General features: G+C 32.7%; 11 protein-coding genes. 4 read left to right on the top strand and 7 right to left on the bottom strand.

The genetic code is table 11. The features are described 5' to 3' along the window. Window positions 1-23 precede the first annotated feature (23 nt). The 3 genes from ACQY6M_RS05075 (at window position 24) to ACQY6M_RS05065 (ending at window position 4,711) form a co-directional block, all read left to right on the top strand. A complete protein-coding gene (locus ACQY6M_RS05075) occupies window positions 24-911 on the top strand; it encodes a metallophosphoesterase (protein ID WP_428743669.1) in 888 nt (295 codons plus the stop codon). 261 nt (window positions 912-1,172) lie between these two features. Further along, window positions 1,173-2,375 carry a porin gene (locus tag ACQY6M_RS05070; protein ID WP_428743668.1) on the top strand — a complete coding sequence of 401 codons (1,203 nt, stop codon included), beginning with the start codon at window positions 1,173-1,175 and terminating at the stop codon, window positions 2,373-2,375. Window positions 2,376-2,449: 74 nt separating this feature from the next. Beyond that, a complete protein-coding gene (locus ACQY6M_RS05065; RefSeq protein ID WP_428743667.1) occupies window positions 2,450-4,711 on the top strand; it encodes an inorganic phosphate transporter in 2,262 nt (753 codons plus the stop codon). Window positions 4,712-4,772: 61 nt separating this feature from the next. Here the strand turns inward: ACQY6M_RS05065 and ACQY6M_RS05060 are convergent, their stop codons facing one another. From ACQY6M_RS05060 to leuS, 5 genes are all read right to left on the bottom strand, one after another. Continuing rightward, the gene (locus ACQY6M_RS05060; RefSeq protein WP_428743666.1) at window positions 4,773-5,642 is read right to left on the bottom strand and encodes an acyl-CoA thioesterase; all 870 of its coding nucleotides are present in this window, start codon (window positions 5,640-5,642) and stop codon (window positions 4,773-4,775) included. Window positions 5,643-5,673: 31 nt separating this feature from the next. Beyond that, window positions 5,674-6,855 carry a GNAT family N-acetyltransferase gene (locus tag ACQY6M_RS05055; protein ID WP_428743665.1) on the bottom strand — a complete coding sequence of 394 codons (1,182 nt, stop codon included), beginning with the start codon at window positions 6,853-6,855 and terminating at the stop codon, window positions 5,674-5,676. A gap of 71 nt (window positions 6,856-6,926) precedes the next feature. Continuing rightward, entirely contained in the window at window positions 6,927-7,883 is a 957-nt protein-coding gene (locus ACQY6M_RS05050; RefSeq protein WP_428743664.1) for a hypothetical protein, read from the bottom strand. A 154-nt stretch (window positions 7,884-8,037) separates the two neighbouring features. Beyond that, a complete protein-coding gene (locus ACQY6M_RS05045; protein WP_428743663.1) occupies window positions 8,038-8,490 on the bottom strand; it encodes a hypothetical protein in 453 nt (150 codons plus the stop codon). Between the two features lie 26 nt (window positions 8,491-8,516). After that, window positions 8,517-11,336: a leucine--tRNA ligase gene (gene leuS, locus ACQY6M_RS05040; protein ID WP_428744922.1), complete on the bottom strand. Its 2,820-nt coding sequence runs from the start codon at window positions 11,334-11,336 to the stop codon at window positions 8,517-8,519. Between the two features lie 187 nt (window positions 11,337-11,523). Between leuS and ACQY6M_RS05035 the strand changes: the two genes are divergently transcribed. Then, entirely contained in the window at window positions 11,524-12,525 is a 1,002-nt protein-coding gene (locus ACQY6M_RS05035) for a phytanoyl-CoA dioxygenase (protein WP_428743661.1), read from the top strand. A gap of 66 nt (window positions 12,526-12,591) precedes the next feature. Here ACQY6M_RS05035 and ACQY6M_RS05030 read toward each other — a convergent pair whose 3' ends face one another. Further along, on the bottom strand, window positions 12,592-13,134 hold the full coding sequence (locus tag ACQY6M_RS05030) for a DUF2911 domain-containing protein (protein WP_428743660.1): 543 nt from the start codon (window positions 13,132-13,134) through the stop codon (window positions 12,592-12,594). Window positions 13,135-13,197: 63 nt separating this feature from the next. After that, window positions 13,198-15,282, bottom strand: a complete 2,085-nt coding sequence (locus tag ACQY6M_RS05025; RefSeq protein WP_428743659.1) for a TonB-dependent receptor domain-containing protein — start codon at window positions 15,280-15,282, stop codon at window positions 13,198-13,200. Window positions 15,283-15,327 lie beyond the last annotated feature (45 nt).

Raw genomic sequence — 15,327 nt, 5'->3', positions numbered from 1 at the left:
TTTATCTAGTAAAATTAGTATACATGTTTTCTTCAAACAGTAGAATCAGTAAAGCTTTTAGAGAAGCGAAAAAGTTACCTTTTAACGAAAAGTCTAGATACATTATATTTTCTGATTGTCATCGAGGTGATAGTAGTTTTGCCGATGATTTTGTGCATAATAGAAAAATATACCATTATGCCCTATCTCAATATCTTCAAAAAGAATTTACCTATATAGAATTAGGCGATGGTGATGAACTATGGGAAAACAAATTTGAAAACATTTTTAATGCTAATAAAGATATTTACTTATTACTTAAAGAATTTTACCAGCAAAACAAACTACATTTTATTTGGGGAAACCATGATATGGATTATAAAAACCCTAAAAATGTAACAAAAAACCTAAGTACTTATCTCGACACTATCGATGGAAAAGAAAAAGAATTGTTACCTAACGCTTCCTTTTCAGAAGCTATTCGATTAGTTCAACATGACGGAAAATCAATCTTTCTACTCCACGGTCACCAAGCTGATTGGTTTAATTATACTTTTTGGAAACTCAGCCGGTTTTTAGTTCGCTTTTTATGGCGCCCACTTCAAATATACGGGATTAAAGATCCTACGAGCCCCGCAAAAAACTTTAAAGGACTAATAAAAGTAGAACACCGATTAGAAAAATGGATTCAAAAAAACAATCGTCAAATGATTGTTACTGGTCATACGCATCGTCCAAGGTTTCCTTCATGCGAAGAATTGCCTCATTTTAATGATGGCAGTTGCGTGCATCCAAGATGTATTACTGGTCTCGAAATTGAAAACAATGAAATAACACTCATTAAGTGGCATTTAATCACAAATAAAAATGGAACCATGCAAATTGTGCGAACCATTTTAGAAGGACCAGAAAAAATAGCAGATTATATATAGCTCCCTCCAAGTTAACTTAAAATTTACCTTGGTAACAGTTTGTTAAATTACACTTAATATTAGTATCGGAAAAAGCCAGTAATTTTGACTTCCCTCTACTAGAGGATGTACAGTCATTATAAATTTATTAGTTTTTGTCGACTATTTATTTGACTTACCTAAAACTGCCTTTTTCTAAGGCAGTTTTTTAATATTCAATTAACACTAACTTAACATTAGTGTTAGTTATTTGCCGCGACAAAAACTAATAACGATATTCTAATGAACTGTAAAACAGTACTTACCATAGTAAGTATGTTTGTATTTTCATATACAAATGCACAGCAAACTAACTCTCCAAAATTTGGTAAAGGTTTATTTAACCTAATAGGAAAAGATAGCACATGGTCTATGAACATGGGGGCTAGAGTACAATTTTTAGCTACTGCTGAATGGGATTCTAACAAAGAAGGATTATACAATCCATCCTCATCAATGCTTGTAAGAAGAGCCCGTTTAAAATTTGACGGGTTTGTGCTTTCGCCTAAATTAAAATACAAATTAGAACTTGGCTTATCTAATAAAGATATTAGTGGAGCTTCAGAACATACTGGAAATGCTCCAAGATATATTTTAGATGCCGTTGTAAAATGGAATTTTCATCAAAATTTTGAACTGTGGTTTGGACAAACTAAACTACCAGGTAACCGCGAACGCGTTATATCTTCAGCTAACATGCAACTTGTTGACCGATCTTTACTAAACAGCAGATTTAATATTGATAGAGACATGGGCTTACAATTAAGACACCATTTTAATTTATCAGATAAGTTTATTGTTCGTGAAGCATTCTCTTTTGCACAAGGTGAAGGAAGAAATGTTACTGTAGGAAACCTTGGCGGACACCAATATACCGCTCGTTTAGAATTTTTACCCTTTGGTAATTTTGAAGGAGGTGGAGATTATAAAGGAGGTGATTTAAAAAGAGAACAAACTCCTAAGCTTGCCATAGGTACTAGTTACGATTTTAACAATAATGCTGTTAAAAACAGAAGTAACCAAGGTACCTACATGGTAAATGATATTGGGTACTATGAAACGAATATAACTACTATATTTGCCGACGCCATGTTTAAATACAAAGGTTTTTCTTTTATGGGGGAATATGCTTATAGAGATGCCAAAGACCCTATTGCAAAAAACTCTGATGGAACTCCAACGGGTGATGTAGTACAAGTAGGAAGTGGATTAAACCTTCAATCGGGATATTTATTTGCTAAAAACTGGGAAGTAACAGGGCGTTATACCAATATTGCATTGGACAAAAACATTACAGGAAAAGACATTGAAAATCAATATACATTAGGGTTATCAAAATACATTGTCGGACATAAATTAAAGATTCAAACCGATGTTAGTTATTTAGATATACCAACGGCTGCAAACCAATTAATGTATCGATTACAAGTAGATATTCATTTCTAAAATGATAACATAAACATAACATAAGAGCATTCTTGTGTAAGTAAATTTGCAAAACTTAAATTAAATACTAAAAAATGGGAGATCCATATATTTTGATGTTAGTCGCTTTAGCTGTTTTAGCTGTTGTTGACTTAGTTGTGGGAGTTAGTAACGATGCTGTTAACTTTTTAAATTCAGCAATCGGTTCTAAAGCAATTAAAGTAAGAAATATTATGATAATTGCTAGTGTTGGAGTTTTCTTGGGAGCTGTAACATCAAGCGGTATGATGGAAGTTGCTCGTAAGGGTATTTTTAACCCGAGCATGTTCATGTTCCAAGACATCATGTTCATTTTTATGGCAGTAATGATTACAGACATTTTATTACTAGATATCTTTAACTCATTAGGAATGCCTACTTCAACAACGGTATCTATCGTTTTTGAATTATTAGGAGCTGCAGTATGTATTTCGTTTATTAAAATTGCGGCTAATGATTCGCAGTCTATTTCAGATATTTGGAATTATATCAACCATAAAAAAGCCATTCAAATTATAAATGGTATTCTCCTTTCGGTAGTAGTTGCCTTTTCTGTTGGAGCTATTGTACAGTTCTTTTCTCGTTTAATTTATTCTTTTAATTTCGAAAAAAGGGCTTCTTATATCAACGCTTTGTTTGGTGGTTTTGCAATTACTGCAATTACCTATTTTATCTTCGTAAAAGGATTAAAAGGAACTCCTTTTTATAAAGATTTAAAGCACTTAATTGAAGGTAATACCTTAATTATTATTGCAGGAGGATTTGTTTTCTGGAGTGCTATATCACAAGTCTTAATCCAATTTTTTAAAGTTAATATTTTAAAAGTAATTATTGGAGTTGGTACTTTCTCGTTGGCAATGGCATTCTCAGGAAATGACTTAGTAAACTTTATTGGGGTACCAATCGCAGCATGGAACTCATACCAAGCCTGGGAAGTTTCAGGAGTAGCTGCTGACGCCTTTTCAATGGGAATATTAGCTAAAAAAGTACCTTCTAATGTATGGTTACTTTTATTAGCAGGAGCCATTATGGTAGTTACTTTATGGACTTCTAGCAAAGCAAGAAACGTAATTAAAACAGGAATTGATTTATCACGTCAAGGTGATGGACATGAGAAGTTTCAACCAAACCCATTATCAAGAGTTGTTGTTAGAACTTCAATGGGAATTAATTTAGGTATCAATGCTATTTTTCCTAAGAAAACTTTAGCTTTTATCGACTCTAAATTTCAAAAACCAGTAATTGAACTACCTAAAGACAAAACTTATGAAATGCCTGCTTTCGATTTAGTAAGAGCTTCGGTTAACTTAATTGTTGCTGGTATTTTAATATCTATTGCAACTTCAATGAAGTTACCTTTATCAACTACTTATGTAACTTTCATGGTAGCAATGGGTACCTCTTTGGCTGATAGAGCTTGGGGACGTGAAAGTGCTGTGTATAGAGTTGCTGGTGTAATCAATGTAATTGGAGGATGGTTTTTAACCGCTTTTGTAGCATTCGTTGCTTCAGCTGTGGTAGCTTATTTAATTAGTTGGGATAAAACAATGATTCCTGTGTTGTTATTAGTAGTTGCGCTTTTAATTGGAAGAAACACCTTAATACACAGAAGAAAATCTAAAGAAGAAAAGAAGCAAATTCACATGGAAAGAGCTGAGTTAATTACTATTAATGGAGTAATTGAAGAAAGTTCTGATCATATCGCAGGGGTAGCACAACGTGTTAACAAATTATATTCAAGTGTTGTTAATGATTTGGCTACACACGATTTAGTAAAATTGCGTAAAACGGATAAGCATGTTACCAAATTAAATGATGAAATTGATAGCTTGAAAGATGGTGTATTCTATTTCATTAAATCTCTAGATGATACTTCGGTACAAGCAAGTAGGTTCTATATTTTAATTTTAGGGTATTTACAAGACGTAGCACAATCTATTAGTTATATTTCTAGAGCTACCTACAAGCACGTAAATAACAATCATAAAAACCTTAAAAAAGGACAAATTAAAGACCTAAAAAGTATTGACAACACCCTTTCTAAATTATTAGATGATATTAGTAATACTTTTGAGGCTAGAAGTTTTGATAATTTAGAACATATCATTAACGAGAAGAAAGAATTATTAAAAGATGTATCAAAGTCTATTGAAAAACAAGTAGAACGAATTAGAACAGATGAAACAAGTCCTAAAAATACTACTTTATACTTTAGTATTTTGATTGAAACACAAGATTTAGTTTCTGGATTGATGAGTTTATTAGAAACTTACCAAGAATTTCATATAAGCACAAAAGCTGTTGAAATAGAAGCTTAATCAAACAACATAAAAAAGCCGAGTTTTAAACTCGGCTTTTTTATTTCATATATACGAACTTCTACTTCTTTTTCATCGGTCTCATTAAACCTTCTTGAGCTACCGAAGCTATAAGCTCACCCTTTCTTGTATAAATATTTCCACAAGCAAAACCTCGAGCGCCATAAGTATTGGGGCTTTCAACCGAGAACAACATCCAATCATCAAAATCAAAATCACGGTAAAACCACATGGAGTGGTCTAAGCTTGCCATTTGTGTATTTCCAAAATTAGCTACACTTGCATTTGGATTTAAACAAGCAGTTAAAATATTATAGTCTGAAATGTACGTTAAGATTTGTTGCTTAATTGATAATGGTAAGTCCCTCGCTTCTCCTTTTAATTTAAACCAAACATCAACAACTGGTGGCAAATCTTTTCTTTCAAGCGGATTTCCTGGTTGTACCGGTTTAAAATCTATTGGGCGTTCTATACTTAAAAAAGCTTTCATCTTTTTTGGTAAAAAATCACCAAATCTATCTAACATATCTGTCCAACTCAACAATTCTTCAGGCTGTCTTATGTCTTTTTTGATGGGCATTTGATGCTCATATCCTTCTTCCCTTTTATGAAAAGAACAAGCCAGAATAAAAATAGTTTTATCCTTTTGGTGTGCAGTAACTCTTCGGGTAGAAAAACTACCTCCATCACGAATTGTTTGTACATTATACGTAATTGGCAACTCTAAGTTTCCTGCTTCTAAAAAATACGAATGTAATGAGTGTAAAATACGTTCTTCTGGGGTTGTTCTATATGCTGCATTTAATGCTTGTGCCAGTACTTGTCCACCAAAAACATTCGGGCTTCCTATATCTCTACTTACTCCATTAAAATTACCATTTCCTATATCATCAAGGGTAAGTATATTTAATAATTCTTGTGTGTTTTTCATGTATTAATTACAATAAAGAGGTTTTATTTCTTTATACTACTTCTAGTTTAAAAGGTTTTTTTAAACTGAACTCTGTAGGTTGAATTCGTTTTAAAAATAAGCTTAAGATTCTATTAGGTATGCTCTTTTTATGACGCAAATAAATAGTTAAATCTTGAGGAACCGCTCCTACTGAACTTTTTATCTCACTTGCTGTTCTACCAAAGTTTATCATCTTTACCTTTTGCTCTATTGCTAAAGAAATATAATCGTACAACATTCTCTGATAAATTGCATAGGTCTTGTTATATTGATAATCTATTCCAACAAAATGTGCATCCAATGAGTTCTGATTCATGATTCCTGATAGAAAACCTACCAACTTATCCTCCAACCAATACGCTCTAATAAAATAATTTTCTTTCAAGTTTTCCTTTAAAAACTTATAGGTCTCTAAATTAAAATCCCCTAAATTAAAACTCGCTTTGTTGGATACTGTCTTATACAATAACGTCATTTTAGGCAATAATTGCGCTATCTCATCAATTTGAACATCTTCAATTCGCAAATGAGCACTTTGTTTTATCGCTTTTCTGGCTTTTACCCTAAATTTTGTTTTTAAAACGGCTAAATAATCATCAAATGTATCCCAATCATCTCCTAGTGTTAATACCATATTAGGATCTACATTAAACGAATTATAACTTACATCGTATAAAGTATCCGTTATAAAAAGCGATTCATTGACAAAATCTTTCAACATAAAAGCATCAATAGGTTCTTCTGAAATATCTTTTTCAAAAGCTACAATTGCCTTGGCAAGTTGTTGTACTATTTGTTTTTTATCTTGATCAGACTTGATAAAAATTCCGTGCTCTCCACTTACAAAAGTATTTCCGCAGGTAAGTATTTTAAACGGTTTTTGTGATGATAGCAAGTGTAATCTTCTTCCCATGCACCTAACCCATTCAACAACTGATTGTAAATTGTTTTGAACACTATCTAAATGAAAATCGATTACTTGAATTGTAGCCAATGCTACTGCTTTCTTAGCATCATCTAACAGTAAAACATAAGCAAACTGTATTTGTGGATTCCCTTTTTCTAAAGCTGCTAAATATTTTGGCTGAAAGTACAAATTACCTTCACACTGAAGTTCTTGCCAAACTTCTTCAGCAATATCATCAACCGAAGAAAAATAGCACGCATTAGATACTCTTTTTTTACACGACAAATTTTTTACCAAACCCCTTTTTATTATTTGAGTGTAAATTAGTAAAAGTTTACTAAATCTTTAAAATTTCTTTACGCCACATTTCTATTCCACACAGGAATCTTTAAAAGCCTACTTATTTTCACCATATCACTCAACAAATACTCTTTATCTCCATGATTTAATAAGTTATAACGTTCTCCTTGTTGAGTTACTACATTTAACTCATAACAGTAGTAACCTCCAGACTTATTGCCTTCTACAAATTTTGACAATACTTGTAAGGCGTATAATTGTTGAAAAGGTATTGTTTTACCATCAACTAAAACTTTTCTTTTTTGTGAGTTTATATAGGTGGTAGCTCCAAAAGAAGTCAATAAAAATCCTCCCACTAATAAAAAAGAGCCTCCTGAAGTAAAAAATAATTTTCCACCATGCATAAATGTTAAGGGTTCTTTTGAAAACTCAAAAAACTCTATAAATGACCAAGCTACATAGTTTAAACCCATTAAAAAGAAACTCCAAGCTACAAACTTCATATATGAACTGGAAGTAATTTTGTATCCAAAAGCTGTTTTTCGTAATCGTTCACTTAAAAAATTGCTCCCTGAACCTTTAAGTGCATTCCAAGAAATATGTTGCCCAATGGCATCGGTTGTAAAGTCACCAAAAGAAAATTCTATTTGTTTATTACTTGATGATTTTTTCTTTCTTTGTGCCCAATAACTAGAGCCAAACATACCGATAAACATAAAAGCTAATACAGCTAGCATTCCTCCTGTTTTATAGTAAATATATCGCTGTTTTTCTATGCTTAACTGATGAATTGGAACACTAATTTCAAGACGCTTAATGTTGTTTAAATCTTTTCTTGTAGGATTTGTAAGCTGTTGCAATGAATCTAGTTCTCGCATACTCTGTTGCATTTCCATTTCTCTTTTATGAAACGATTCATAAGTATTTTGTAACTGTGGAAGTGCTACAAAAATGAAGATTCCAATTGGAATTATTGCAAAGAACCAAGTGTTGTTAAGGGATACTTTTTTCATATTTATTTTTTTTTTGGAAAGCAAATTTGAGAAAAGTTTTTGGATCGTACTATAAAATTATATATCTAATATTGCTTATATACTAAGTTAATCATTAAAAAAAAGCTATTGTTATATAACAATAGCTTTTTATATTTTTTTATGCCTTATTAAATTATTCTTGGCAATAAGCAACTTTAAAAAGTCCTTCTACAGTATTATCAGCACTTGAATTTGCTTTTACCTTTAAAGTAATCTCATCATTTGCAATACTTAAAACTTCAACGTTAGCACCTAAAAAATTTAAAGGTGTTTCTCCTTCTTTTTCAAATACTACATTTACATCATTGTAAACTCCAACCTCCGCAGGTATGTATGTAGAGATAGCAATTTCATAATCAAATATTGAAGAAGTACAATCAGCTTCAATATTGGTAATGTTTACTGAAATTTTATCACCAGATGTAAACGCTTTTCCTCCTTTTGCACTGAAACTTACTCCGTATACTTTCCCTGACAAGTTAGTTTCAGCTATTCCTGACGGATCATTATCACTGTCAGAGCAACTGCTCATTACTAATGTTAAACATACTAAAACTGCATAGCTAATTTTAAAAATCTTTTTCATTTAATTAAATATTTAAATTGTTATTATTAGCCGACAATGTTAATAATTTTACCTGGAACAACAATCACTTTTTTCGGTTTTCTTCCTTGTAATTGTTGTTGTGTTTTTTCGTGTGCCATTACCGTTTTTTCAATTTCATCTTTGCTCATATCTAACGGTAACTCTAACGTAAATCGCATTTTACCATTGAAAGAAACTGGATAGTTCTTAGAACTTTCAACCAAATGCTTTTCTTCAAATTTTGGGAAAGCTACAGTTGAAATAGATTCGGCATGTCCTAACTGACTCCATAATTCTTCTGCAATATGAGGAGCATACGGAGAAATCAATACTAACAATGGTTCTAAAATACTACGTTTGTTACATTTTAAGGCCGATAACTCATTCACCGCAATCATAAAAGTAGAAACTGACGTGTTGAACGAGAAGTTCTCAATATCTTCTTCTACTTTCTTAATCGTTTTATGTAAGGTTTTTAATTCCTCTTTAGTTGGTGCTGTGTCTGAAACATTGATACCATTTTCATCAGCAAATAATTTCCATAATTTCTTTAGGAAAGAATATACTCCTGAAATCCCTGAAGTTTTCCAAGGCTTGGTTTGCTCTAACGGACCTAAGAACATTTCGAATAAACGTAAACTATCGGCTCCATACTCTTCACAAATCAAATCTGGGTTTACTACGTTGTACTTCGACTTCGACATTTTTTCAACTTCTCGACCTACAATGTATTTACCATCCTCTAAAATGAATTCTGCATCTTTAAAATCAATATTTAACGGATGATTTTTGAATCCTTCAATATCTAATTCATCAGAAGAATTTACTAACGAAACATCAGCATGAATAGGTTGCACTATTTTATCTCCAATCAATCCTTTAGAAACAAACGTATTTGTTCCTTCAACTCTATATACAAAAGCAGAAGTTCCTAAAATCATTCCTTGGTTGATGAGTTTTTTAGCAAATTCATCAACAGGTAAGAAACCTCTATCAAATAAGAATTTTTGCCAAAAACGTTCATATAATAAATGTCCTGTTGCATGTTCAGAACCTCCGATATATAAATCTACTTCTTTCCAATAGTCAACCGCTTCCTTACTTACAAATTCTCCTTCGTTATTCGAATCCATATAGCGGTTAAAGTACCAAGAACTTCCTGCCCACCCTGGCATTGAATTTAACTCTAGTGGGAAAACAGTTTCGTTGTCAATCTTAGTATTTTCAACAACAGTATTTGTTGTTGTGTCCCATGCCCAAACCTCAGCGTTTCCTAATGGTGGTTTTCCGTCTTCAGTAGGTAAGTATTTTTCAACTTCAGGTAATACAATTGGTAAATGCTTTGCATCAATCATTTGCGGCATTTCGTCTTTGTAGTATACCGGGAATGGTTCTCCCCAGTAGCGTTGACGACTGAATACTGCATCGCGTAAACGATAGTTTATTTTTCCGTAACCAAAACCGCGTTTTTCTAGTTCGTAAATCACGGTTTTCATTCCTTTGTTATAGTTTAAACCATCTAAGAAATCAGAATTCGCTAATTTGATTCCTTCTTTAGCATCATTTGCTTTTTCAGAAATATCAACATCTGCAAAAATGTTTGGAATCTCTAATCCGAAGTGTTTTGCAAAATCGTAATCACGTTGGTCACCACATGGTACCGCCATAACAGCCCCTGTACCGTAACTTGCTAATACATAATCACCAATCCAAATGGGTACTTGTTTTCCTGTAAATGGATGTAATGCATAGGCACCAGTAAACACTCCTGAAATAGTTTTTACATCTGCCATACGATCACGTTCAGAACGTTTTGACGTCGCATCTATATAAGCTTCAACTGCCTCTTTTTGTTCAGCAGTAGTAATTTGTGCCACTAAATCGTGTTCTGGAGCTAAGGTCATAAAAGACACTCCGAAAATAGTATCAGGACGTGTAGTAAACACATCTATTTTAGCATCGTGTCCATCCACATCAAAAGAAACCATCGCCCCTTGTGAACGACCAATCCAGTTGGTTTGGCTATCTTTTAACGGTTGAGGCCAATCGATAGTTTCTAAACCGTCTAATAAACGTTGTGCGTAGGCAGAAATTCGCATAGACCACTGGGTCATTTTTTTACGAATTACTGGATGTCCTCCACGTTCTGAAACTCCGTTTACAATTTCATCGTTTGCTAATACCGTTCCTAAAGCTGGACACCAGTTTACTTCGGTATCCGATAAAAAGGTTAAACGGTATTGTAATAATATTTCTAGTTGTTTTGTTGCTGAGAAGTTCTTCCACTCTTCCGCAGAAAATTGCTGTACATCTTCATCAGAAACCGCATTCACATTCGCGTTTCCTTCTGCTTCAAAGGTAGCTACTAAGGTTGCAATATCTTCTGCTTTATCAGTATCTTTATTATACCAAGAGTTGAACAATTGGATAAAAATCCACTGTGTCCATTTGTAGTACTCAGGATTTGAAGTACGTACTTCGCGAGACCAATCAAATGAAAATCCGATTTTGTCTAACTGACCACGGTATGTTTTGATATTTGTTTCGGTCGTAATTGCTGGATGCTGTCCTGTTTGAATCGCATATTGTTCAGCAGGTAATCCAAAAGAATCATATCCTTGTGGATGCAATACATTAAACCCTTTATGACGCTTGTAACGTGCATAAATATCAGATGCGATATATCCTAATGGATGCCCAACGTGCAATCCAGCTCCTGAAGGATAAGGAAACATATCTAACACATAATATTTTGGTTTATCAGAATTGTTACTGGCTTTAAATGTTTGGTTATTTGCCCAAAATTCTTGCCACTTACGTTCTATTTCTTGATGATTGTACTGCATTTGTAACTTCTTGTTTTAAAGGACGCAAATTTACAGTTATTGTTTGGAAGTAGAAAGCATCCATATATTTTTATCCTGTTCAAGAACACCCTAATTTTAAAAATAAGAAAGTCTTCACTTCATTAATAACTACGATTATTCTATTTTTAGATCGAAAACTAACCTAAAAACCATCTATTAATCAGCTATGAACAAAAATGCAACTGCTATAGATCTTAAAGAGAAAGTATTAATGCTACTCGAAAGCACCACTCAACAAACTGAAGTAGAAAGCTTAATTAATGAAATACATTCTTATTTTCAAGAACTCACTCAGCTAACTGGATTTGATAATGATATAGAGCATCTTGCTGCTGTAACAACAGCAAAAGGAAAAGCACTGGGATTGAATCATGCAGCACAGTGTTTACTGGATTATAAAAGAACTGTGAAGTTTTTAAAGGCTATAGTAACCGCCATTAAAGACAAGCTACAAAGCCACCCTAATGAAATTATTCATGTTTTTTATGCTGGTTGCGGACCCTATGCTCCATTTGTTACTTTGATTGCGCCTCTTTTTAGTCCTGAAGAAGTTCAGTTTTCATTACTAGAGATTAATGATAAATCTTTAGAGTATGCCAAAAACCTTATTCAAAAACTGGAGCTTACCAATTACATAACAAACTACTATACTGCTGATGCTGTTACTTTCAAAATCCCTGAAGCTGAAAAGTATCATATTCTTTTTAGTGAAACATTAGATGCCTTACTATACAGAGAATGCTATGTTCCCATTGTATTCAATTTATTACCTCAACTATCAGAAGAAGTTACTTTAATTCCTGAAAATGTGCTGGTAAAGATGAGTCTATCAGCCAATTCAACTACTAACTCTGAACATACATCTAAAGAAATTGACACCATTGTTGATGTTAGAAAAGCTATCCTTTCTAACACAGCCAAAAACTCAGTACCTAGTCAACTTTCTGATAAAGAAGTAGTGATTAAACCATTAAATATTGAGCAATACAATTATCTAGTACTTGACACCCTAGTGCATGTTTATGAAGATATTTGGCTAACAAAAAATGAATCATCTTTAACAATACCTTTAGAAATGGGAATTGAGCACCCCTTTCTTTTTAGCTCAATAATATTTACATATCAAATGGAACCTAGTATTGAGTTAAAATACAAACTAGTAGAATAATATTACTTTAAAATAAAAAAGCATAACCAAATTGGTTATGCTTTCATTAAATATTTATAAAAGTTTTTATCCTTTAACAGGTACAGTAACTACAACATTACCCCATCCTAAATACATATTAAAAATATCCTCTTCTCCTTCAAAAGCAATAGAGAAAACCTCTATAGGTTTTGCTACTTTGGAAACTTTTCCTGTTACACGTACAACATCATCCGATTCGTTGTAAGAAAAGGCACCCCATACATTTACTGCTGTATTTAAAATAACAGTCCATTCTTTTTCTCCTGGAATGGTAAACAACGTATAGGTTCCTGCTTTTACGTCTTTTCCTCCAAAAGTAACATCTTTATAGAATGTAATTTCAGTAGCTTCATTGGCTCCTGTTCTCCATACTTTTCCAGTTGGAGCTAGTTTTGCTAATGATCTTTTTTTTAACTGTGGGCGTCCATAAATAACTTTTACCTTTTTATCAGAAACTCTATAAATCGCAGGGTACGTTGAGGCATCCATTGGACTTTTATCTAAACTTGCAAATTTTTGAGCCGCTACTTCATTAGAAAACACAAGTGCTACAACAAATACTATAACTGATAAAATTGATTTCTTCATACTATTATTTTAATGATTAATTTCTCTGATTGGTCATCAAAATTAAGCAACCTTACATTAAAATTAAAATTTATACTGTAAAAAGGCTGTGAAATTCCTTCCAGATTCATTGATTTTTGACATTGGTAAACCCGATTGGTTTTTATAAGCAAAATTTAAGTGGTTTGTGTACGTTTTATCAAACACATTTAAACAAGCCACTCCTATAGTAACTCTCTTAATAGGTTTTACTCCTAGTTTTACATCTAGAATTTGATAACCTGCTGTTTCGGTTTCTCCAAAAGAAGGAGCTATATTTTCTTGTTTTGATACAATATTGTACTGCATTTTTGCCCAATAACTTTCTTTATCTACCCCTATAGAAATTTTTGAAGTAAAAGGCGGATTTAATGGTAGTGATTCATTAAAATCTTTATTTTTTGTTTTTACATATGCTGTCTCAGTCTGTAGATAGTAATCATTTAACAATTCTAACTTTACTACAATTTCAAACCCTTTTTTGGTAGCATTTTCTATATTAGTAAACACTTTTGTATATTGAGGTTGCATTGTTGGCATAAACTTTCTTGGAATTGTTGGATCTACCACCGCGGAAATATAATCTTCAAAGATTGAGTAAAATACGGATGTTTGATAGTGTAATTGTAAACTTTTGCTCAACCCAATTTTTCCTTTTAAGCCTAATTCAAACTGATTATTTATCTCTGGTTTTAACAATGGATTCCCCAAATATTCATAAGAATCTGACCCTATTGTAAAATGATTGATATAACGTTCGGCCATACTAGCTGTTCGAACTCCTCTACCAAAAGCAGCTTCAAGAATTGCTTTCTTAGAAAATGCATGCTTTAATGAAATGTTACCACTTACATTAGTTTCATGAGTTTTCACTATTGGATACATTGCTGCGAAATCAGCTTCTAAATCTTTTGCATTTGCTTTTACAATATCAACACGAGCCCCAGTAGTTAAAACGGTTTTAGGAGCTAAATTAAATTTTGCTTCGGTAAATACCCCTACATCATTTATATAAGCATCTTGCCAAATCTTATCTACTTTAACCATTGGTATTGGTAGCATCGTACCATTCATCATTTTAATGGTACGAGTACGATTTCCTTCTCGTTTTATATGATTGATATCACTTCCTACAAATAACTTAAAATCATCATGTAAATTTAATTCAAACTCTACTTTACCTCCTGTGGTTTCAGATTTTACTGGCGACAAGGCATATACCATATTAAAATTGGGGCGGTCTTCATTCGTCATTAAATGATCTACATAACTATAAAATCCTTTAGTAGTAATTGTTTTTAAAGTGTTACCAATGTTTATTGCCTTATAATCTAACGATACAATTGTGCTGTTATCATAATCTGTATCCATTGGTAATGCAGCATGCTTTATGTCTCTACCAAACGATTGACGCCAGTGTGCTTGTAAACGCTGACTCTCTGTTAAATTATACCCTAACTTTACACCATAATCGGTACTGGTAAATGAAGAAGGAACTTCTGTATTGTTTCCATCTTTATAATCTCCAAAATTTCGATATCCAACGTTCCCTACCACATCAAACTTGTTGGTAACATGTTGTAACTGTAACATATTTACAAATGAATTCCCATTCGTTTCATAACCTGATGAAAATTTTCCATGAAATCCGTCATCTAACAATCTATGGTTTTCGGTAACCATATTTACAATTCCCCCAAAAGTCGCCCCATATCTTACCGTAAAAGGGCCTTTGATAATTTCAATTTTTGAAATTTCTTCGGGTATGATATGGGTGGTAATTGGATCCATCCTACTAGGACAAGCATTCACTGCTTTAGTACCCCCATCGTACATAACATTTAGCTGTTCGTAAGCAGCGCCTCTAAATGTTGGATCCATCGCATAGTTTCCCCTTTTTATAACTGAAAATCCATTGATTTCAGAAAACAAGTCCGCTACATTTTTAGGTTGAATTACCTTTTTTTGATAGTCATTTTTTACTGTAGCATGAACAGGATTCGTTTTTATTTTTCCATTAACAATCACTTCGTTTAACTGTATGATTTGTTGCTTAACTGTGTCTTTTTTTTGTTGTGCAGACACACTTATAGTGAAGATGCTAAAAAGCATCCATCCTAAATTTTTCATTAAAATTGAGTTTATTTTTTTTACATAATTATATAGCAACACATA

The organism is Tenacibaculum sp., from assembly GCF_050290165.1.
In the GTDB taxonomy this organism is placed as follows: domain Bacteria; phylum Bacteroidota; class Bacteroidia; order Flavobacteriales; family Flavobacteriaceae; genus Polaribacter.
The sequence above is the reverse complement of the archived record's forward strand: the minus strand, read 5'-3'. Positions and strand labels throughout refer to the sequence as shown.